The following is a 19,926-nucleotide window of genomic DNA, read 5'->3' as shown; positions in this document are numbered from 1 at the left end:
GGGGTGCACTGCTTAACCTTGAAGGGTGGGCATAGGGCTTAGGGTCCTGTGCCGTTGAGATGTCATGCCCTTTAAGGAATCCATCATGAAAAGCGAACAAGTCAAAGGCGCCGTCGAAAAAGTGGCCGGCAAGGCTCAAGGTTTTCTGGGTGATCTGACCGGTGACGAACGTCTCCAGGCCGAGGGTGTAGCTCGCCAGGCCGCTGGCCAGTTGCAGCAAACCTACGGTGACGCGCTGGACACCGTTGGCGATTTCGCCAAGCAAAAACCCCTGGCAACGGTTGCGATCGTCGCCGGTGTCGGCCTGCTGCTGGGCCTGTTGCTGCGTCGTCGCTGAGGAGAACCCTGATGTTTACGCTCTCCCAACTGCGCAACTGCATCGAAGAGGCCCTGTCGCCCCTGACCTGCGAATTCACCCTGTGCCGTGACGCGTCGTTGACGCTCAAGGTCTTCGACGCCGAAAGCGGCCGGGTGGATTTGGTGGTCACCGGGATCAGCGTCAACAAGCTGCAGACCCCGCAGGAAGTGGAAAAGATGGTCGACGAGTTGCGGTACGAATTGCAGAGCAACACCGTCGGTAAACTCAGGCTGGATGACCTGCCGCTGCGCCCTTTGTAGGAGCGGGCTTGCTCGCGAAAAACGCCCAGGCACCGCGTTCATTCAGGCGTGGCGCGTTATCGTTAACGACCTTCGCGAGCAAGCGTGCTCCTACAGTATGTCGCGGGCTTTCAACGACGCCCCGATAAAATAGAACACCCCTCCCCCGACAATGAACGCTGCCAACATGTAGAACATGTAGTGGGCCGGCAGGTTGGCCAGCACCAGCCCGCACAGCACCGGCCCCAGGGCAGCACCGAGGTTGGAGAGGTTTTGCGCCCCGTAGTACATGCCCCGCAGGTTGTCCGGGGCGATGCGGTCGATGAACATGTACTCGGCCGGAAACACCACGATTTCGCCCACGGTGAAAATCGCCATCGCCAGGATCCACCACCACACGTTGCTCGCCAGGGCAAAGCCAATCACCCCCAGCATGAACATGCCCAGGCCGAAGATCAGCCACTGGCTCAGGTAGCGGTGGGAAATGCGCCGGCCAATCGCGTATTGCAGGGCAATCACCAACACCGCGTTGGTGGTGAGTACCGCGCTGATGATGGTGTAGGTGTATTCGGCGGTAGTGGTGGTCACCAGGTACTGCGACAGGTACGCGGTGAACTGGCCGAACACCACGGCACTGAGCAGGCCGCCGACGGTGAAGCACACCAGTCGGTGATCCCGCAGCAATACACGCCCCACCGCGAGGAACGACACCGGCTTTTGCGTGGTGTCTACCGTGGCCAGCGTGCGGTCGCCCCAACGCCAGTACAGCAGGAAAAAACCGAAGCCCAGGACCGCCGACAGGATAAACGGCAAGCTGATATCGAGCTTGGCCACCATCGCGCCAAAAAACGGCCCTACGGCATAGCCGATATTGGTCAGGGTGTACTTGATGGAAAACGCTTCGCTGCGCTCATCTTCCGGCAACAGGCTGGCAAACCCGGACTTGATCGCGATGTCGATCACCGCGTACGCCAGGTTGATCAGGATCAGGCAGCTGTAGAACGACCAGATTTCCCGGGCCAACACCGTGCCGATAAACCCCAGGGCAAACACCACACTCAAGCTGAGCAATAGCCTGTAGCTGTTGATGCGGTCTACCAGGAAACCGCCGTAGACACTCAGCAGCGAGCCGACGATCAACGAACTGCCGATCACCAGGCCGACCTGGCTGATGTCGAGGGCAAAGTGGTTGGTGAGGTAGATCACCAGGTACGGGAAGGTGATGGCCTTGGCCAGGGTGAGGATCAGCGTGGCCGACAACAACAGGTTCACAGTACGCGGGTAATTTCTTATTGTGGCAAGCATCCTGCTCTCATTCCAATCAAGGTAAAGGGACCATTGCGGCCCGCAGCGGACGTACCTTAACGCAAAACAAGAAGAAAAAAATGCTGGTTTATGCATTTATGCAAAATCAAATCCAGCGGGATGAAGCGCGATCACCCATCCCGCCGAACGCTTTATTTTTTAACGGGGGTGATGTCGAGAATCGTGCCGTTGGTGGTTTTGAGCAATACGTACTTGTCGTTCACTCGAGCCCACTGGCTGTCTTCTTCCGGCTGCTTCAGGCCACGTTTCTTCCAGTCGGCAATGGCCGACTCCTTACGCATCAGAATGTCTGGCGCGCGGTCTCCCGTCTTGAGGTCGCGGGTATTGATATTCGAAGGCTGCACGGTTTTTTGCGGAGTATCTGCGGCCTGGACGGTGAGACTCGCGGCGGACAGGCTCGCGGCAACCAGCAGGCAGGCAACAAGGGATTTGGACTTCATGGGCACTTCCTTCAATGAATGACGCGTAAAGATTCCGACCGCAGCGGCGTGGAATCATTCAGCGCCGTGATGGAAGCGGCAGATGGATGGGCGGCCAGCGACCGGGCCGGCGATTAATCAGATAAGATTGGTTCTTTTTTCCAGCCGCTCAGGAATTCCAATGACTGGTACCCACGTCATCATCATTTTCGTGACCGTTGTCACCTTGCTCGCGCTCTACGTGTTCGGCACCTACAGGGAACTGGTGGCCCTGCTCGATCGCTGCAAAAAAGCCTTCGGCCAATTCAAGGAGGCCGAACAACAATTGGCGGCGGCGCAAAATGCCTCGTCACCCAGCGCAGAAATCGCCAGCCTGGAAAGCCGTGTCGCGTTCACCCGCCAGCTCTTCCACGACTCGGTCAACAACTACAACACCTACAAGCACAAGTCGCCGACCTCGGTGGTGGCCGAGCTGCTCGGGCATCGTGATGATGTCAGCCTGTCGGGGTTCGAGGCCAAGCGTACGGTCTGACCTGCCGGCGCTTACACAGGTGCACGCTGACGTGTCGGCGTGCCCTGATGAAACACCATCTGCCACTGCCCGCCGCTTTCGCGCCACACCGAACTGCGCAACGACTCCCCCGCCGCATTTGCATCCGTCGCCGCGCGCTGGCAGCGATACGTCACCAACGCCACGCCTTCGGCCAGCACCTTCATTGCAAAGTCACTGATGCTACGGACTGAAAACACCTCATCCTGCAGCCCTTCGATCACCTCGGCCTTGCTGCCCCACACATTGCCACTGGCACCAAATTCGACGAAATCATCCGCCAGCAGCACCGACAACCGCGCCGCATCTGCACGGGTGGTGCATTGGTGCAGCTCCTGTTCCAGGCGGCGTAAATGCTCTGCCAACTCCATACCCATTGCCCTCGTGAAATTAATCCTGTAATTTTTCATGAAATTTCCCGATAAGAATTTCACGAAGCGCCCATGGACAAGCAAGAAGAACTCGACGCCCTGGCGATCCTGATCCACGACCTGCGCAAGCACAAGAAGCTCACCCTGGCGCAACTGGCGCAAAAGATCGAGCGTTCCGTGGGTTTCCTGTCCCAGGTTGAACGCGGCCTGTCGCGCCCGACCGTGGCCGACCTCACGGCCATCAGCCACGCCCTCGGTGTGCCCACCACCTATTTCTACAGCCTGTCCAAACCCAAGGCGGTGGACTGGGTCACCCGCCCCAACGAACGGCGCACGGTGTATTACGCCAATGGCATCACCGACATCCTGGTGTCGCCGAGCATGCACGGCGCGTTCTCGATCCTCGACAGCCTGCTGGCCCCCGGTGCCAACAGCGGCGAACAAACCATGAGCGACCGTGCCGAACAGGCCGGTTACGTGCTGGAGGGCGAGTTGACGCTGTGGGTCGAGGGCGAGCCGGACTCGGTCACCCTGGGCCCCGGCGACAGCTTCCACCTGGCCAGTTTTGCCCACTGCCGCTACGGCAACCTGACCGACCTGCCAGCCCGCGTGCTGTGGGTCTATAACTAGGAGCAACACCCGTGAAAAGCCATGCTTCCACGCTTTTGGCCGAAGTCCGGACCTTTCGCCAGAACCATCCCGATGTGCGCTACGTCGACCTGATTGCCCTGGACATTCCCGGGCATTTCTACGGCAAGCGCTACCCGGTGGAGATGCTGGAAAAGGTCGCCGCCGGCAGCCCGTTGAAACTGCCGCAGAACGCGGTGCTGCTGGGTGCCCAGGGCGGCCTGTTCAAGATCGGCGACTATTGCTTCCACGACGGCGACCCGGACGCCAACCGCCGCCTGGTGCCCGGCACCCTCAAGCCGGTGAGCTGGGAGGCGCAGCCGCTGGGGCAGATGTTGATTACCTCCGACGGCACCGAAGCGCCCATCGAATTCGAACCCCGGGAAGTACTGGCCAAGGTGCTGGAACGCCTGCAGCGCAAAGGCATTCACCCGGTGGTCGCGTTCGAGCTGGAGTTCTACCTGTTCGACAAAAAGCTCAGCGACGGCCTGCCGCAATTTGCCCGCGACCCGCTGAGTGATGACGCGGACGACCAGCCCAACTTGCACATCGAGCGCCTGTCACGCTTTGCGCCGGTGTTGGACGATATTGTCGAGACGGCCAAGGCCCAGGGCATCGACATCACGGTGATCACCGCCGAACTCGGCCCCGGCCAGTTCGAAATCAATTTCGGCCACCTGGAAGACGGCCTGCGCGCCGCCGACTGGGCCGCCCTGTTCTGCCGCAGCACTCGTGGCGTGGCCCTCAAGCACGGCTACCGCGCCAGCTTCATGGCCAAGCCTTACCTGCAACATCCCGGCAGCGGCATGCATGTGCACGTCAGCCTGTACGATGCGGCGGGCAATAACCTGCTGGCGGCCCACCAGCAGCAACCGTTGCGCCACGCGGTGGCGGGTTGCCTGGAACTGCTGCCGCACTGCATGCCGATCTTCTCGCCCAACCACAACGCCTTCCGCCGCCTTGGTGGCACGGTCAACGCGGCAACCCGCGCGTGCTGGGGCTTTGAAGACCGTGACGCGTGCGTGCGAATTCCTGAATCCGACCCGCGCAACCTGCGCATCGAACATCGCCTGGCGAGTGCCGATGCCAACCCGTATCTGGTATTGGCGGCGATTCTGGTGGGGCTTGAGCATGGTCTTGAAGCAGCGAAGGAGCCCATCGCCCCGCTGAACGAAGACCGCAACAGCGGCGCGGACTTCCCCCTGGAAATGCTGGAGGCGGTGCGCGCCATGCAGCATCAGCCGACGTTGCGCGAAGGCCTGGGCGCGGAGTTTGTCGACGTATATTGCGAAAACAAACGCCAGGACCACCTGGCATTCCAGCAGGAGATTCATGCACGGGAATATCGCTGGTATCTCTAGGCACTGATGGTTAGCCTCGTGGGCATCTCTGGCTAACCGCGGATTTGCCCATGACCGACCAAAGCGCCCCGGCCCTGAAGGAAATCTTCAACGCCGAACGCCTGCAACACATCGCCAGCGAAATGACGGCGGTGTACCCGGCGTTCGACGCCAAGGGTTTTCTCAAACACGCCAAGGCCGGGTTGGCAGACCTGTCGGTGATGCAGCGCATGGCGCGGGTCAGCGAAAGCCTGAACGCTGTGATCCCGCTGGATTATCCGCAAACCCTGAAGTTGCTGTATGCCCTTGCCCCTCGGCTGAACAGCGCCTTTGTCAGCCTGTTCCTGCCCCACTACGTTGCCAGCTACGGCGGCGATGATTTCAAGCGCTCCATGGCTGCCCTCAAGTATTTCACCACCTTCGGCTCCGCCGAGTTTGCCGTGCGGCATTTCCTGCTGAGGGATTTCAAGCGCACCCTGGCCGTAATGCAGCAATGGTCGCTGGATGACAACGAACACGTGCGACGCCTCGCCAGCGAAGGTTCACGGCCACGGCTGCCATGGTCGTTTCGCCTGGCCGAGGTGCAGGCCGATCCGAACCTGTGCGCTTCGATCCTCGACAATCTCAAGGCCGACAGCAGCCTCTACGTGCGCAAGTCGGTGGCCAACCACCTCAACGACATCACCAAGGACCATCCGGATTGGGTGCTGGGCCTGATCGAAGGCTGGTCCCTGGATAACCCCCACACCGCGTGGATCGCCCGCCACGCGCTGCGCAGCCTGATCAAGCAAGGCAACACCCGGGCACTGACGATCATGGGCGCCGGGGCCAGGGCCGAAGTGAAGATCCATCAACTCAAGGTCGAGCCGGCGGCGATCAAGTTGGGGGAGCGGATCAACCTGTCCTTCAGCCTGGAGTCCACTGCCGATTCGTCGCAAAAGCTGGTGGTCGACTACGCCATCGACTATGTGAAAAGCGCCGGTCACAGCGCGTCCAAGGTGTTCAAGCTCAAGGCATTTACCCTGGGTGCCGGAGAACATCACGCCATCAGCCGTGGCCAACATATCCGTGAATTGACCACGCGCAAGCACTATCCCGGCAAGCATGCGGTTCACGTGCTGGTGAACGGTGAGCGGCTGGGAAGCGTCGAGTTTGAACTCGAAAAATAATCATTAAAACATTAACAAAGGCTCTAGATCGGGCCTTACAGCGTAATTAATTGTCGGACAATGCTAGGCATTCGTGTTGCGATCCATTATCATCCGGCGCCTTCTCGGTACCCCTAGGGTACTTGTGTCAATGTTCCACCTGAGGCGCCCATGCTCCGTTTTTCGTTTTACCGTCCCCTGATCTGCATCAGCTGGGGGCTTGCCAGTCACAGCGCGCTTGCCGCCCTGCAACCAATGGCCGAAGCCCCACTGGCCAGCGACACCGAGCTGCATTGCCACTTCAACCGCGACGCCAGCGTCGACTGCACTACCCGCTTTCACTACACCATCCTCAAGCCAAGCGGCCGCGAAATGCTCTCGCGGATCGACTTCAGCTACCAGGAAGAAGACGGCTTCGAACTGATCAAGGCCGAGTCCACCCAGCCCGGCGGCAAACCTGTGCCCCTGGACCCGACGCAAATCGACACCCGCACCGCCCCCAACCCGGACCAGGGTTTCTCCCGGGAAAAACAGACCTCGCTGGCGTTTCCCAACCTGCGGGTCGGCACGCAAATCCGCTACACGGTGCGCGAACATCACCCGGCCAAACCGCTGATGACCGAGTTCTACTACGCCTTGCAGTTCGGCCCCAACGCCGCACGGCGCGACCACTTCAAGGCACGCTTCACCGCCGAGCGGCCGATCGAGTGGCGCAGCGAATTGATGGAGGGTTTCAGCATTACGCCATCGGCCAATCGCAAGACCCTGGACGTGGTGCAAAAGGCCCCGACCTACCTCAGCTACATCAACGAATCCGCCAACGCCTACATACGCCACGCCCCGCGTATCGAAGTCGGCAGCTCCCTGGATCGCCAGCAGTACTTCGGCGGCTTTGCCGAACGCTACAACCAGATCCTCGGCGCCAAGCTGCCGCCCCAGGGCGCCGCCGCCGTGGCCGCCGTTCGCGGCTTGCCACCGGCACAACAGGTGGCCGGCCTGATGCAGCACATCAACGACCACTATCGTTACTTGGGCGACTGGCGCGCCTCGGATCGCGGCTATGTACCCTTCAGCCTGGCGGAGATCGAACAGCACGGCTACGGCGACTGCAAAGACCTTTCGACGCTGCTGGCGGCCATGCTCAAGGCCAGCGGAATCAAGGCCGAGCCCGCCTGGGTCAGCCGTGGCGATGTGGTTAACCCGCTGCTGATTCCCGGCACCGGCGCACCGAACCACGCCATCGTCCGCGCCGAAGTCGATGGCCAGGTGTGGTGGCTGGACCCGACCAACCCGATCTTCGCCCCCGGCCAGACCCTGCCCGACATCCAGGACCGCTGGGTGCTGGTGACCAACGCCGAGGGCCAGGTACGTGAAGAACACATCCCGCTGCAACCCGCCGCCCCCACGTTGATCCTCGACAAACAAGAGCGCTTCGACGCCCAGGGCACCGCCCGGGTCTCGGCCACCGTTGATTTTCGCGGCATGCCGCTGATGCAACTGAGCGTCGCCGACCGCCAGCAAGGCGCCACCGCCAGCGACCAGAACATCTGCGACAACTTCGGCAAACAGATCACCGACTGCCAGGTCGAGCGCCCCGCCACCGCCTTCCTGATCCCGGCCAGCTACAAGGTCAGCGCCACCCTGACGGACATGCGGCCCCTGGAACCGCTGGGCAACGACCACGTCTACAACGATGCCTTGCTGCAAGAGAAATGGGACGGTCTGCTCAACTACCGCCGCAATGGGCAACTGGCCGACTTGTACATAGGCAACCCCGAGACGCTGGATTACACCATCACACTGTCGGGTGGGCAGATCGACAAGGACATCAAGGCTTGCCAGGTACGCTCGCCGTGGTACGACCTGGACCTGACGGGTGAGCGCGTCAAGGGCGACTGGCGTTATCACTACGTCCTGACGCAGAAAATACGCTGGCTGACCCACGATGAAATTGTCAGCGCACCGTTTGAAAAGATGATCAAGGAGATCCGTGCCTGTGGTGAGCAGGTGCATCAGGTGGTGAAGCTCTAACCCTCCCCCAGCAAAACCCCTTGCTCCCGCGCGCAGAGTTCCACCAGGTAATCCCACAACACCCGCAACCTTACCGACTTGTGCAACTCGCGCCGGGAGCTGATCCAATAGCTGCGCTGGATGCTCTCCGCCGGCAGCAGCGGCACCAGGTCCGGGTCGCTCGCCGCCATGAAGCACGGCAATACGGCAATTCCCAACCCCGAGCGCGCCGCCTGGTGCTGGGCGATCACGCTGGTGCTGTGGAACACCACTTTGGGGTTGCGGCAGAAACTGCTGAGGAATTTCAGTTCCTGGCTGAACAGTAAATCGTCGACGTAATCGATCCAGGCGTGCACCGCCAGGTCCTCGCGTTTTTCAATCGGCGGTGTGCGGTCCAGGTAGCTGCGGCTGGCGTAGAGCGCCAGGCGGTAGTCGGTGAGTTTGCGGGTCACCAGTTGGTCGACGCTGGGGCGTTCGAGGTGGATGCTGATTTCCGCTTCGCGGTTGAGGATGCTGACAAACCGTGGCACTGCCAGCAGTTCCACTTCCAGGCCCGGGTAGCGTTCGAACAGGCCGCCCATGCGACTGGCCAGGAACATCACGCCCAAACCCTCGGCCACCCCCAGGCGGATCTTGCCCAGGGGCGCGGCGGAATGAGTCAGTTCTTCTTCGGCCAGCAGCGCCACGTTTTCCATGGCTTCGGCATGTTTGAGCAGGGCTTCGCCGGAGGGCGTGAGTTCGTAACCCTGGGCGTGCTGCACGAACAGCGCAGTGCCCAGGCTTTTCTCGATGGCCTCGATGTGCCGGGCCACGGTGGCGTGGGTGGTTTTCAGGCGCTGCGCCGCCGTGAGCAAGCGTCCGCTACGCTGTAATTCAAGAAAGAACCGCAGATCATTCCAGTCGAACATGCCTTCCCCTTCTTCCCCTGAACAGCAGCGTTGTCTAAAAACGCACAGCAGCTGGGTAAAAACTAACATTTTTAAGACGAAAACTAACAACTAGGATGGGGCCAATAAGAAAAACAAGCGAGGTCACAGATGCATTCTGCAGCTGCTGAATACGATTACGTGGTGGTAGGCGCCGGCCCGGCGGGCTGCCTGCTGGCCAATCGACTGTCTGCCAACCCTGCCCATCGCGTGTTGCTGCTTGAAGCAGGCGGTCGCGATAACTACCCCTGGATCCACATTCCCGTCGGCTACCTGTTCTGCATCGGCAACCCACGCACCGACTGGTGCTTCAAGACCGAAGCCCAGGAAGGCCTGCAAGGCCGAGCGCTGAGCTACCCGCGCGGCAAGGTGCTGGGCGGGTGCTCGTCCATCAACGGCATGATCTACATGCGCGGCCAGGCCCGGGATTACGACGGCTGGGCCGAGGACAATCCCGGCTGGGCCTGGAAGGATGTGCTGCCGCTGTTCAAGCAGAGCGAAAACCATTTTGCCGGTGCCTCGCAATTTCACAGTGACGGCGGTGAATGGCGGGTTGAGCAACAGCGCCTGCACTGGCCGATCCTCGATGCGTTTCGTGACGCGGCGCAGCAAAGCGGTATCGACAGCATCAGCGACTTCAACCAGGGCGACAACGAAGGCTGTGGCTATTTCCAGGTCAATCAGAAATCCGGCGTGCGCTGGAATGCGGCCAAGGCGTTTCTCAAACCGATCCGCCAGCGGCCCAACCTGACGGTGATGACCGAGGTTGAAGTCGACCGCGTACTCCTGGAGAACGGCCGTGCGGCGGCGGTGGTTGCTCGCCAGAATGGCCAGCCAGTCACGTGGCGGGCGCGCAAGGAAATCATCCTGTGCGCCGGCTCCGTCGGTTCGCCGGGCATCCTGCAACGCTCCGGTATCGGCCCCTCCAGCGTGCTCAAGCCTTTGGGCATCGATGTGCTGCACGAGTTACCCGGCGTGGGCGGCAATCTGCAGGATCACCTGCAACTGCGCCTGATCTACAAGCTGGAAAACGCCCGCACCCTGAACCAGATCGCCGGCACCGTGTGGGGCAAGATGGGCATGGGCCTGCGCTACCTGTACGACCGCAGCGGCCCGTTGTCCATGGCCCCCAGCCAGCTTGGCGCGTTTGCCCGCTCCGGGCCGGAGCAGACGTCGGCCAACCTCGAATACCACGTGCAACCGCTGTCCCTGGAGCGCTTTGGCGAACCACTGCACGGGTTCCCGGCCTTCACCGCTTCGGTGTGCGACCTGCGCCCGCAAAGCCGTGGCCGCATCGACATTCGCTCGGCCAACCCGGCAGACGCACCGCTGATCCGCCCCAACTACCTCAGCCATCCGGAAGACCTGCGGGTGGCCGCCGACGCCATTCGCCTGACCCGACGCATCGTCTCGGCGCCGGCCCTGAAGCAATTCAACCCGGTGGAGTACCTGCCCGGCGCAGAACTGCAGACGGACGAACAACTGCAGGAAGCCGCCGCCCGCATTGGCACCACGATTTTCCATCCAGTGGGCACCTGCCGCATGGGTAGCGACAAGGACGCGGTGGTCGACGCCCAACTGCGAGTGCACGGGGTTCCCGGCCTGCGCATCGCCGACGCGTCGGTCATGCCACGCATCACTTCAGGCAACACCTGCTCACCGACGCTGATGATCGCGGAAAAAGCCGCGCAGCTTATCCTTTCGCCGAACACAAGGAGCCTCGCCCCGGAGAAAGAACTGACCTTACCGGCTTGACCTGCAGGACCCCGGCTTGCCGGCGGTGGCGTTTTCAAGCGTTGTGCACAGCTTGAGAGCGCCATCGCCGGCAAGCCGGGCGCCTACAGGGGAATAGCGGCGCCGATGTGGCGCCGACAGTGGAACAACAATAAATAATCACTGTGAGGGCTACCCAAATGTCAGAACACGCTCAACCCCTGGGCTCCGCCACCAAGGCGCGAGACAGCAACGACACGCAGAAAGTCATCTTCGCCTCCTCCCTCGGGACGGTGTTCGAGTGGTATGACTTCTTCCTCTACGGCGCCCTCGCGGCGGTGATCAGCAAGCAGTTCTTTGCCGGGGTCAACGACACCACGGCGTTTATCTTTGCCCTGATGGCCTTCGCCGCCGGCTTTGTGGTGCGCCCGTTCGGCGCGCTGGTGTTCGGTCGGCTGGGTGACATGATCGGGCGCAAGTACACCTTCCTCGCCACCATCATCCTGATGGGCCTGGCGACTTTCTGCGTCGGCCTGCTGCCGACCTATTCGAGCATCGGCATTGCCGCACCGATCATCCTCGTCGCGCTGCGCATGCTCCAGGGCCTGGCGCTGGGCGGCGAGTACGGCGGCGCAGCCACCTATGTGGCCGAGCACGCCCCGGCGGGCAAACGCGGCTTCCACACCAGCTGGATTCAATCCACCGCGACCCTCGGCCTGCTGCTGTCGCTGCTGGTGGTGCTGGCGTGCCGTTACTTCACCGGCGACCAATTCGAAGTGTGGGGCTGGCGCCTGCCGTTCCTGCTGTCGATCGTGCTGTTGGGCATCTCCACCTGGATCCGCCTGAGCCTGCACGAGTCGCCGGCGTTCCTGAAAATGAAAGAGGAAGGCAAGGCCAGCAAGTCGCCGATCCGCGAATCCTTCGGCAAATGGGAAAACCTCAAGATCGTGCTGATTGCGCTGTTCAGCATCAACGCCGGCCAGGCTGTGACGTTCTATGCCGCGCAGTTTTATGTGCTGTTCTTCCTCACACAGTTTTTGAAGATGGATCCGGCACTGGCCAACATGCTGCTGATCATCAGCGTGGTGATTGGTGCGCCGTTCTTCATCTTCTTCGGCTGGCTTTCGGACAAGCTGGGGCGCAAGCCGGTGTTGATGGTCGGCCTGCTGCTGGCCACCGCACTGTACTTCCCGATCTTCAAGGGCCTGGCGCACTACACCAACCCGGCGATGGACCACGCCAGCCGCCAGTCGCCGATCACCGTATTGGCAGACCCGGCCACCTGCACCTTCCAGTTCGACCCGGTGGGCAAGGCGCGTTTTGACAGCCCGTGCGACAAGGTCAAGACCTTCCTGGTGAAACAGGGCCTGCCGTATGAAAGCGCGGCCGCCCCGGCGGGCAGCGCAGTGCAGGTGAGCGTGGGTGATGTGCGTATCGACGGTTACGACGAAGCCGCCCTGAAAGGCGCGGTGACCCTGGCGGGTTATCCGCAATCGGCTGATGTGGCCCAGGTCAACAAAACCATGGTGGTGCTGCTGATCGTCGCGCTGATCCTGATCGCCGCCATGTGCTACGGCCCGCTGGCAGCGCTGATGGTGGAGCTGTTCCCGACACGCATCCGCTACACCTCGCTGTCGCTGCCATACCACATCGGGAATGGCTGGTTTGGTGGCTTCCTGCCGACGGTGTCGTTTGCGCTGGTGGTGTACACCGGGGATATTTTCTATGGGCTGTGGTACCCGGTGGTAATTACCGGGGTGAGCCTGATCGTGGGGCTGATTTGCCTGAAAGAAACCAAGAACGTCGATATCGACAATAACTAAACGTCGATCCGGCCGACGCTGGAGTTTCAGTGTGGGAGCGGGCTTGCTCGCGAAAGCGGGGTGTCAGTCGCCGGATAGGTTGACTGATACACCGCATTCGCGAGCAAGCCCGCTCCCACATTGGGTTTAGCACCAGACACACAAATTGCTGTATATCCATCCAGATAAAAGTTGCCCAATTCTGATTTATTGCCCATCCTGCTCCCCATTCAATTGCGTAGCGAATGTGGTGACCATGCGGCTGTTCCTCTGTGAAAAACCGTCCCAGGCCAAGGATATCGCCGCCGTGCTCGGCGCGACTCGGCGTGGCGACGGTTGCTGGCTGGGCTCAGGCGTGACGGTGACCTGGTGCATCGGCCACCTGCTGGAAACCGCCCCGCCCGACAGCTACGACGCCAAGTACAAGCGCTGGGTGCTGGCCGACCTGCCGATCATCCCCGAAAAGTGGAAGATGCTGGTCAAGCCCAAGACTGCCAGCCAGTTCAAGGCGGTCAAGCGTCTGCTGGGGGAAGCCCAGGAACTGGTGATCGCCACCGATGCCGACCGTGAGGGCGAGATGATCGCCCGTGAGCTGGTGGAGCATTGCCGTTATCGCGGCCCCATCCAGCGGCTATGGCTCTCGGCGCTCGACGACGCGTCGATCCGCAAGGCCCTGGCCTCGTTGAAGCCCGGTGCTGAAACCTTCAGCCTCTACCATTCGGCCCTTGGCCGCTCCCGCGCCGACTGGCTGATCGGGATGAACATGAGCCGCCTGTTTACCCTGCTGGGCCAACAGTCCGGCTACCAGGGCGTGTTGCCGGTCGGCCGTGTGCAAACCCCGACCTTGCGCCTGGTAGTGGACCGGGACCGCAGCATTGCCGACTTTGTACCCGTCGCTTATTGGGCCATCGATGTGGATCTGCTCCACGACGACATCACCTTCACGGCGCAATGGCGCGCGACCGAAGACGCCTGTGACGATCAGGGCCGCTGCCTCAATCCGCAGCTTGCCCGGGACGCCGCCAATGCCATGAGCAACGCCGCCAGCGCCCGGCTGGTCAAACTGCGTACCGAGCGCATGCGCGACGTCGCGCCCCTGCCCTTCGACCTCGGCACCCTGCAGGAAATCTGCTCGAAAAAGCTTGGCCTCGGCGCCCAGGAAACCCTGGATGTTGCCCAGTCACTCTACGAAACCCACAAGGTCATCACTTACCCACGCAGCGATTGCGGCTACCTGCCCCTGAGCCAGCACGGCGACGCGCCGAAAATCCTCGCGGCGCTGGGGCGGGCCGATCCGGCGGTGAATGAATTGATGCCACACATCGATCCGAAGCGACGCTCCCGAGCCTGGAACGACGCCAAGGTCAGCGCTCACCACGGCATCATTCCCACCGGCGCCGGCAAGGATGTCGGGCAACTGACCGGCAAGCATCGCGCGGTTTACACCCTGATTCGCGCCCGCTATCTCGCGCAGTTCCTGCCCAACCACGAGTACGACCGTACCCAGGCAGATTTCGATTGTGCCGGTGAAGCCTTGCGGGCTGTCGGTAAAGTCATCGTCGAGCCGGGCTGGAAACGCGCATTGCCGGAAGCATTGGCACCGGCCAAGGGCCGTGAAGCACCTGCGCCGCAGTCCTTGCCAAAACTGGTTCAGGGGCAGGACTACGCCGTGGCCAAGGTCAACCTCAAGGACCTGTGGACCCAGCCACCCAAACCCTTCACCGAAGGCGACCTGATCAAGGCGATGAAAAACGTCGCCAAGCTGGTGGAAGACCCGCTGCTCAAGCAAAAGCTCAAGGACACCACCGGGATCGGCACCGAAGCCACCCGCGCCGGGATCATCCAGGGCCTGCTGGACCGCGGCTACCTGGTGAAAAACGGCAAGGCGCTGTCGGCAACACCCGCCGCTTTCAGCCTGATTGATGCAGTGCCACGGGCAATTGCCGACCCCGGTACCACCGCTATCTGGGAGCAGGCACTGGACATGGTACAAAGCGGCGAGATGAGCCTGGAAGAGTTCGTCGCCAAACAGGCCGCATGGATGAGCAAACAGGTGACCCGCTGCACTGGCATGCGCCTGACCATCAGCGGCCCGGCCAGCCCGGCCGGACGTGGCGCCACACCGTGGAAAAACAAACGCAAACCGGCCAAGCGCAAGACGGCCACCAGCCCGAAGCGTGCGGCAAAACCGGCAAACAAGGGCTGAGAAGCACTAAGAAATCGCGACAATGACGTTTTTCGACGGGATGTATGCCGCTTTGGACCTTGCCCTGCTGCAGGCCATCCAGGATTCTGTAGGGCCTGCTAACCTCCCAACAATAACAACACCGGAGTGGCCTCCATGAAAACCGTTGCCCAAGTGCTGAAGTCCAAAGACCAGCATAACCATCAAGTCCACACCATCCCCCACGACCATACGGTATTTGAGGCCTTGATCGTGATGGCTTCGAAAAACGTCGGGGCCTTGCCAGTGCTCCAGGACGGCAAGGTGGTGGGCATCATCAGTGAACGAGACTATGCCCGTAAGGTCATCCTCCATGGATTGTCTTCGGTGACGACCAAAGCCCACGAGATCATGAATTCACCGGTGATCACCGTCGACACTCACCAGACTGTCGAGACTTGCATGACGATCATGACTGACCGACATCTGCGGCACCTGCCTGTGGTGGAGAACGGCGAGCTCCTTGGCCTGCTGTCCATCGGCGACCTGGTCAAGGAAGCGATTGCCGAACAGGCCGACCTGATCAAACAGCTGGAGCAGTACATTCGCGGCGAATAATCATTGGGGACCCCATGCTCGATACCCTGCAACATCAAGTCGATAACCAACTCGACAGCCTGCACCGGGCCATGTCCCAACGGCGCTTCCTGGTGCTGACCGGTGCGGGTATCAGCACCTCTTCGGGGATTCCCGATTATCGCGACAGCGAAGGCGTGCGCCGGGGCAAGGCGCCGATGATGTACCAGGAGTTCCTGGCAACCCCGCAGGCGCGCCGCCGCTACTGGGCGCGGGCGATGCTCGGCTGGCCGAGGGTGCGTGTCGCGCAGCCGAACGCGGCGCATATCGCCCTGGCCACTCTGCAGCAGCGCCAGCGCATTGCCGGGCTGATCACCCAGAACGTCGACACCCTGCACGATCAGGCTGGCAGCCATGATGTGATCGAACTCCACGGCAGCCTTCACCGGGTGCTATGTCTGGATTGCCAGCAGACCAGCGACCGGAACCTGATCCAGCGCCAAATGGAAGCGGAGAATCCGTACCTGGCGGGTGTGGATGCCGTTCAAGCCCCCGACGGTGACACCCTGCTGGACCCGGCCTTTGAAGGACGTTTTCAGGTGCCCCGCTGCCCCCACTGCGGCGGGCAACGGTTGAAACCGGACGTGGTGTTTTTCGGTGAGAACGTCGCCCAGGGCACGGCAGCCAAGGCGATGGCGGCGGTGGATGACGCAGAAGGATTGCTAGTGGTGGGTTCGTCGCTGATGGCGTATTCAGCGTTTCGGTTGTGCAAGGCGATGGTCGAGCAAGGCAAGCCCGTGATTGCCATCAATCTGGGCAAGACACGGGGCGATGAGTTGCTGCAACTCAAGATCGAAGCCTCCTGCGAACGTTTGTTGCCGTTGCTGGCAGAACGCCTGGGATAGCCCAATCCTGCTTTTCTGTGGCGAGGGAGCTTGCTCCCGCTGGGCTGCGCAGCAGCCCCAAAACCGACAACCGAATGATTCCTGAAGAACCGCAGTCAGCCTGGTGGGGGCGCTTCGCACCCCAGCGGGAGCAAGCTCCCTCGCCACAAAAAGCCCCCGGACCCCGCGACCTGCCCGCACGAAAAGTGACGCCCAAGTCACGTTTTCCGCTCACACCCCCGCCCTGCAAGGATTTATGTAGTGCTCAAAAATAATCACTACATAATCGTTGACGTAACCGTTTTGTAATTGCATGATTCAAGCGTCTCCCGGATCGGGAGCGTTGGTAACACGCGTTTTGAACAAGCTCGTCTGACCGCCGAGCTGTTTTTTCCGGATGTGCACTGCCCACAAGGCAGATTGATGAAGCTGACCGGCCCGAAAGGATCGGTACAAGGAGCTCAAACGCTGCTTGTCTTCGTTATGAAACCATTGCGTAGCAGGTCATCAGCAAGACTACATGCATCGGTTCAAGACCCTGCCCGTATTCGGCAGACAGTCGCTGACGCCCGGTTTTCTGAGCCGGAGACAACTTAGTAGTTTTAACGGATCAACTAGAGATCGCCAACTGGTCAAGGGGCTTACACATGAATCTGAACAACCAACCAACTATCGATGAATTGGCTGAGATGTTCGCAGCGCAGAAAGACACGCTCGACGACCATATCCTCTGGATTGGTAAATCGGGCCAGGTCCATATTGACTGCCTGGCGCCCCACACCGTGGAAGAAGAGTTCGACAGGAATAACCGTGAACTGGCAGCGCGCCTGAAGATGTACCGCCGCGGCCAGGGTTATGTCGGCAAGAAAGCCGCCGCCGATCGCAACTTTATCGAGCAGGTCTTCCATACACTTAATACCGAGTGGCAGAACCTTAAAGGCCATTCGCAAGTTAAGGTGATCGACAGATACTGCTGATAACTACGCACTTATCACTTAAGCCTGCTCGCTTAAAACGAGCAGGCTTTTTTATGGCCGACGGTTATTGCAACAACGCCGGGAAACGCCCCTTCCCCGCTTCATCGCAAAAAATATCAAACATGGCCTGGGCCGCCGCTGAAAGTTCGTGGCCGGGCTTGGTCAGTACACCAATCGGCCGTTCGATCACCGGATCGCTCAAGGTGATGCAATGGGCGCCTGCTTCCTGCATTTGGCGTGCACACAACGCCGGCACTGCACTCACGCCCAAGCCACTGGCAACCATCTTGCCCACCGTCGCCAGTTGATGGCTCTCCAGGGCTACGGGCAGCTTCAGGTCCAGCGCCTTCAGGTGTTCTTCAAGCATCACTCGTACCGTGGACGGGCGCTGCAAGGTGATGAAGGGTTGTTCCAGCAAGGTGTGCCAGGCGATATCGGAGCGGCGTGCCAATGGCGAGTCACCGGGCACCACCGCCACAAAGCGGTCCACATACAGCGGGGTGAACACCAGCGATGAGCTTTCCGACGGTTCAAACGCCACGCCCAACTCCACTTGGCGATCGCGGACCATTTCCAGCACCTGCTCGTTGATCACGTCATTCACCGTTACGTTGACCTGAGGATAGCGCGCGCGAAAAATCTTCAGGATCGGTGGCAGCAGGTTTCCGGCAAACGACGGCATCGCCGCCACCGTTACCCGCCCGCGCTGCAGGGTGAAACGCTGGCGCAACTCATCCTCGGCATTGTCCCAATCGGCGATCAGGCGCCGGGCCAGGGGCAGTAGCGATTCTCCTTCGGGAGTCAGCGCGACATTGCGCGTATTGCGGCTGAACAGCCGCCCGCCCAGGCCTTCTTCCAGGCCTTTGATGGTCAAGCTCAAGGCCGACTGGGAAAGATGCAAACGCTCACAGGCGGCCGCAAAGCTCAAGGTCTGGGCCACGGCAAGAAAGGCGCGCATCTGTTTAACTGTCATGAAGCTTCTCCCGATGGCTGAGGACTGTGCTGTTTTTTAAATCAATCAACCTTAAAAAACAACTTAACAAATCAATCCGTCGGCGCAACACTCGGTTCATATGGCTGGCCCACAAACAATAAAAGAGGTGCATATGGCAGGTTTTGATAAACGCGTAGCGTCCTATGAAGAGGCGCTGGCAGGCCTGGAAGATGGCATGACGGTTCTTGCCGGTGGTTTTGGCCTGTGCGGCATCCCGGAAAACCTCATTGCCGAAATCAAGCGCAAGGGCACCCGCAACCTGACCGTGGTCTCCAACAACTGCGGCGTCGACGGCTTCGGCCTGGGCCTGCTGCTGGAAGGCAAGCAGATCAGCAAGGTCTTCGCGTCCTACGTCGGTGAAAACGCCCTGTTCGAGAAGCAACTGCTCAGCGGCGAAATCGAAGTGGTCCTGACGCCCCAAGGCACCCTCGCCGAAAAACTGCGCGCAGGCGGTGCCGGCATCCCGGCCTTCTTCACCGCCACCGGCGTCGGCACGCCAGTCGCTGAAGGCAAGGAAACCCGCGAGTTCAACGGTCGCCCGTACCTGATGGAAGAATCCATCACCGGCGACTTCGCCATCGTCAAAGGCTGGAAAGCCGACCACTTCGGCAATGTGATCTATCGCCATACCGCCCAGAACTTCAACCCGCTGGCCGCCACCGCCGGCAGGATCACCGTGGTCGAAGTCGAAGAAATCGTCGAACCGGGCGAGCTGGACCCGGCGCATATCCACACCCCAGGGATCTACGTCGACCGGATCATTTGCGGCACCTTCGAGAAGCGCATCGAACAGCGCACCCTCCGCAAATAATCCACCAGCCCAAATAATAAGGAGACAAAAAATGGCTCTTACCCGCGAACAAATGGCTCAACGCGTCGCCCGCGAAATGCAGGACGGTTTCTACGTCAACCTCGGCATCGGCATTCCGACCCTGGTGGCCAACTACATCCCGGAAGGCATGGAGGTCATGCTGCAGTCGGAAAACGGCCTGCTGGGCATGGGTCCGTTTCCTACTGAAGAAACCATCGATGCCGACATGATCAACGCCGGCAAACAGACCGTCACCGCGCGCATTGGCGCGTCGATCTTCTCCTCGGCCGAATCCTTCGCGATGATTCGCGGCGGCCATGTCGACCTGACCGTGCTCGGCGCGTTTGAGGTCGATGTACAAGGCAACATCGCCTCGTGGATGATCCCCGGCAAGCTGGTCAAGGGCATGGGCGGCGCGATGGACCTGGTGGCCGGTGCCGAGAACATCATCGTGATCATGACCCACGCGTCCAAGGACGGTGAATCCAAGTTGCTGAGCCAATGCAGCCTGCCGCTGACCGGCGCCAACTGCATCAAGCGCGTGCTGACGGACCTGGCCTACCTGGAAATCGAAAATGGCGCTTTTGTCCTCAAGGAACGCGCACCTGGCGTCAGTGTTGAAGAGATCGTCAGCAAGACAGCCGGTAAACTGATCGTCCCGGACCACGTTCCAGAAATGCACTTCCAGTGA

The 19,926-nt window shown here is 60.8% G+C and carries 20 protein-coding genes; 15 read left to right on the top strand and 5 right to left on the bottom strand.

Features of this window, described 5'->3' with window-relative positions; all coding sequences use genetic code 11:
• The first annotated feature begins 85 nt into the window (after positions 1–85).
• Positions 86–337, top strand: coding sequence for a CsbD family protein (locus AC3WKX_RS18800; RefSeq protein WP_003211583.1), 252 nt, complete (start codon positions 86–88; stop codon positions 335–337).
• 11 nt (positions 338–348) lie between these two features.
• On the top strand, positions 349–618 hold the full coding sequence (locus AC3WKX_RS18795; protein WP_003211585.1) for a DUF1652 domain-containing protein: 270 nt from the start codon (positions 349–351) through the stop codon (positions 616–618).
• Between the two features lie 90 nt (positions 619–708).
• Here the strand turns inward: AC3WKX_RS18795 and AC3WKX_RS18790 are convergent, their stop codons facing one another.
• On the bottom strand, positions 709–1,902 hold the full coding sequence (locus AC3WKX_RS18790; RefSeq protein ID WP_102369374.1) for an MFS transporter: 1,194 nt from the start codon (positions 1,900–1,902) through the stop codon (positions 709–711).
• A 152-nt stretch (positions 1,903–2,054) separates the two neighbouring features.
• Positions 2,055–2,363, bottom strand: a complete 309-nt coding sequence (locus tag AC3WKX_RS18785) for an RcnB family protein (RefSeq protein WP_003211589.1) — start codon at positions 2,361–2,363, stop codon at positions 2,055–2,057.
• A 160-nt stretch (positions 2,364–2,523) separates the two neighbouring features.
• On the opposite strand from AC3WKX_RS18785, the gene AC3WKX_RS18780 reads away from it, so the two are divergent.
• Positions 2,524–2,874 carry a LemA family protein gene (locus tag AC3WKX_RS18780; protein ID WP_003211591.1) on the top strand — a complete coding sequence of 117 codons (351 nt, stop codon included), beginning with the start codon at positions 2,524–2,526 and terminating at the stop codon, positions 2,872–2,874.
• 11 nt (positions 2,875–2,885) lie between these two features.
• Here AC3WKX_RS18780 and AC3WKX_RS18775 read toward each other — a convergent pair whose 3' ends face one another.
• On the bottom strand, positions 2,886–3,269 hold the full coding sequence (locus AC3WKX_RS18775; RefSeq protein WP_003211593.1) for a nuclear transport factor 2 family protein: 384 nt from the start codon (positions 3,267–3,269) through the stop codon (positions 2,886–2,888).
• A 66-nt stretch (positions 3,270–3,335) separates the two neighbouring features.
• Here AC3WKX_RS18775 and AC3WKX_RS18770 point away from each other — a divergent pair, with 66 nt between their 5' ends.
• The 4 genes from AC3WKX_RS18770 (at position 3,336) to AC3WKX_RS18755 (ending at position 8,409) form a co-directional block, all read left to right on the top strand.
• Complete coding sequence (locus AC3WKX_RS18770; RefSeq protein WP_003211595.1) at positions 3,336–3,893, top strand: helix-turn-helix domain-containing protein; 558 nt, start codon at positions 3,336–3,338, stop codon at positions 3,891–3,893.
• An 11-nt stretch (positions 3,894–3,904) separates the two neighbouring features.
• Positions 3,905–5,251, top strand: coding sequence for a glutamine synthetase family protein (locus AC3WKX_RS18765; RefSeq protein ID WP_102604864.1), 1,347 nt, complete (start codon positions 3,905–3,907; stop codon positions 5,249–5,251).
• 50 nt (positions 5,252–5,301) lie between these two features.
• Entirely contained in the window at positions 5,302–6,399 is a 1,098-nt protein-coding gene (locus tag AC3WKX_RS18760) for a DNA alkylation repair protein (RefSeq protein ID WP_102604863.1), read from the top strand.
• A 150-nt stretch (positions 6,400–6,549) separates the two neighbouring features.
• A complete protein-coding gene (locus AC3WKX_RS18755) occupies positions 6,550–8,409 on the top strand; it encodes a DUF3857 domain-containing transglutaminase family protein (protein WP_008435877.1) in 1,860 nt (619 codons plus the stop codon).
• On the opposite strand, the gene AC3WKX_RS18750 is transcribed toward AC3WKX_RS18755, so the two are convergent.
• Complete coding sequence (locus AC3WKX_RS18750) at positions 8,406–9,296, bottom strand: LysR family transcriptional regulator (RefSeq protein ID WP_003211603.1); 891 nt, start codon at positions 9,294–9,296, stop codon at positions 8,406–8,408. The two genes, AC3WKX_RS18755 and AC3WKX_RS18750, sit on opposite strands and share 4 nt — an antisense overlap.
• Positions 9,297–9,425: 129 nt before the next feature.
• On the opposite strand from AC3WKX_RS18750, the gene AC3WKX_RS18745 reads away from it, so the two are divergent.
• The 6 genes from AC3WKX_RS18745 (at position 9,426) to AC3WKX_RS18720 (ending at position 17,430) form a co-directional block, all read left to right on the top strand.
• Positions 9,426–11,069, top strand: a complete 1,644-nt coding sequence (locus AC3WKX_RS18745) for a GMC family oxidoreductase (RefSeq protein ID WP_087694091.1) — start codon at positions 9,426–9,428, stop codon at positions 11,067–11,069.
• 158 nt (positions 11,070–11,227) lie between these two features.
• Complete coding sequence (locus AC3WKX_RS18740; RefSeq protein ID WP_102604862.1) at positions 11,228–12,850, top strand: MFS transporter; 1,623 nt, start codon at positions 11,228–11,230, stop codon at positions 12,848–12,850.
• 235 nt (positions 12,851–13,085) lie between these two features.
• Positions 13,086–15,035 (top strand): DNA topoisomerase III, encoded by a 1,950-nt coding sequence (locus tag AC3WKX_RS18735; protein ID WP_087694093.1) that lies wholly within the window; start codon positions 13,086–13,088, stop codon positions 15,033–15,035.
• Positions 15,036–15,170: 135 nt separating this feature from the next.
• Complete coding sequence (locus AC3WKX_RS18730; protein ID WP_003211614.1) at positions 15,171–15,611, top strand: CBS domain-containing protein; 441 nt, start codon at positions 15,171–15,173, stop codon at positions 15,609–15,611.
• Positions 15,612–15,625: 14 nt separating this feature from the next.
• Complete coding sequence (locus AC3WKX_RS18725; protein WP_102604860.1) at positions 15,626–16,474, top strand: NAD-dependent protein deacetylase; 849 nt, start codon at positions 15,626–15,628, stop codon at positions 16,472–16,474.
• Positions 16,475–17,100: 626 nt separating this feature from the next.
• The gene (locus AC3WKX_RS18720) at positions 17,101–17,430 is read left to right on the top strand and encodes a hypothetical protein (protein WP_003211618.1); all 330 of its coding nucleotides are present in this window, start codon (positions 17,101–17,103) and stop codon (positions 17,428–17,430) included.
• Positions 17,431–17,494: 64 nt separating this feature from the next.
• On the opposite strand, the gene AC3WKX_RS18715 is transcribed toward AC3WKX_RS18720, so the two are convergent.
• Positions 17,495–18,403 (bottom strand): LysR family transcriptional regulator, encoded by a 909-nt coding sequence (locus AC3WKX_RS18715; RefSeq protein WP_023658941.1) that lies wholly within the window; start codon positions 18,401–18,403, stop codon positions 17,495–17,497.
• A gap of 133 nt (positions 18,404–18,536) precedes the next feature.
• Here AC3WKX_RS18715 and AC3WKX_RS18710 point away from each other — a divergent pair, with 133 nt between their 5' ends.
• Both AC3WKX_RS18710 and AC3WKX_RS18705 read left to right on the top strand, forming a co-directional pair.
• Entirely contained in the window at positions 18,537–19,235 is a 699-nt protein-coding gene (locus tag AC3WKX_RS18710) for a CoA transferase subunit A (RefSeq protein ID WP_008435892.1), read from the top strand.
• A gap of 31 nt (positions 19,236–19,266) precedes the next feature.
• Positions 19,267–19,926, top strand: a complete 660-nt coding sequence (locus tag AC3WKX_RS18705) for a CoA transferase subunit B (protein WP_003211625.1) — start codon at positions 19,267–19,269, stop codon at positions 19,924–19,926.

The organism is Pseudomonas sp. GP01-A4 (assembly GCF_058780865.1).
The sequence above is the reverse complement of the archived record's forward strand: the minus strand, read 5'-3'. Positions and strand labels throughout refer to the sequence as shown.

Coding starts and splice junctions, on each gene's coding strand:
- AC3WKX_RS18800 (WP_003211583.1), top strand. CDS start 86: ATGAAAAGCGAACAAGTCAAAGGCGCCGTCGAAAAAGTGGCCGGCAAG.
- AC3WKX_RS18795 (WP_003211585.1), top strand. CDS start 349: ATGTTTACGCTCTCCCAACTGCGCAACTGCATCGAAGAGGCCCTGTCG.
- AC3WKX_RS18790 (WP_102369374.1), bottom strand. CDS start 1,902: ATGCTTGCCACAATAAGAAATTACCCGCGTACTGTGAACCTGTTGTTG.
- AC3WKX_RS18785 (WP_003211589.1), bottom strand. CDS start 2,363: ATGAAGTCCAAATCCCTTGTTGCCTGCCTGCTGGTTGCCGCGAGCCTG.
- AC3WKX_RS18780 (WP_003211591.1), top strand. CDS start 2,524: ATGACTGGTACCCACGTCATCATCATTTTCGTGACCGTTGTCACCTTG.
- AC3WKX_RS18775 (WP_003211593.1), bottom strand. CDS start 3,269: ATGGGTATGGAGTTGGCAGAGCATTTACGCCGCCTGGAACAGGAGCTG.
- AC3WKX_RS18770 (WP_003211595.1), top strand. CDS start 3,336: ATGGACAAGCAAGAAGAACTCGACGCCCTGGCGATCCTGATCCACGAC.
- AC3WKX_RS18760 (WP_102604863.1), top strand. CDS start 5,302: ATGACCGACCAAAGCGCCCCGGCCCTGAAGGAAATCTTCAACGCCGAA.
- AC3WKX_RS18755 (WP_008435877.1), top strand. CDS start 6,550: ATGCTCCGTTTTTCGTTTTACCGTCCCCTGATCTGCATCAGCTGGGGG.
- AC3WKX_RS18750 (WP_003211603.1), bottom strand. CDS start 9,296: ATGTTCGACTGGAATGATCTGCGGTTCTTTCTTGAATTACAGCGTAGC.
- AC3WKX_RS18745 (WP_087694091.1), top strand. CDS start 9,426: ATGCATTCTGCAGCTGCTGAATACGATTACGTGGTGGTAGGCGCCGGC.
- AC3WKX_RS18740 (WP_102604862.1), top strand. CDS start 11,228: ATGTCAGAACACGCTCAACCCCTGGGCTCCGCCACCAAGGCGCGAGAC.
- AC3WKX_RS18735 (WP_087694093.1), top strand. CDS start 13,086: ATGCGGCTGTTCCTCTGTGAAAAACCGTCCCAGGCCAAGGATATCGCC.
- AC3WKX_RS18730 (WP_003211614.1), top strand. CDS start 15,171: ATGAAAACCGTTGCCCAAGTGCTGAAGTCCAAAGACCAGCATAACCAT.
- AC3WKX_RS18725 (WP_102604860.1), top strand. CDS start 15,626: ATGCTCGATACCCTGCAACATCAAGTCGATAACCAACTCGACAGCCTG.
- AC3WKX_RS18720 (WP_003211618.1), top strand. CDS start 17,101: ATGAATCTGAACAACCAACCAACTATCGATGAATTGGCTGAGATGTTC.
- AC3WKX_RS18715 (WP_023658941.1), bottom strand. CDS start 18,403: ATGACAGTTAAACAGATGCGCGCCTTTCTTGCCGTGGCCCAGACCTTG.
- AC3WKX_RS18710 (WP_008435892.1), top strand. CDS start 18,537: ATGGCAGGTTTTGATAAACGCGTAGCGTCCTATGAAGAGGCGCTGGCA.
- AC3WKX_RS18705 (WP_003211625.1), top strand. CDS start 19,267: ATGGCTCTTACCCGCGAACAAATGGCTCAACGCGTCGCCCGCGAAATG.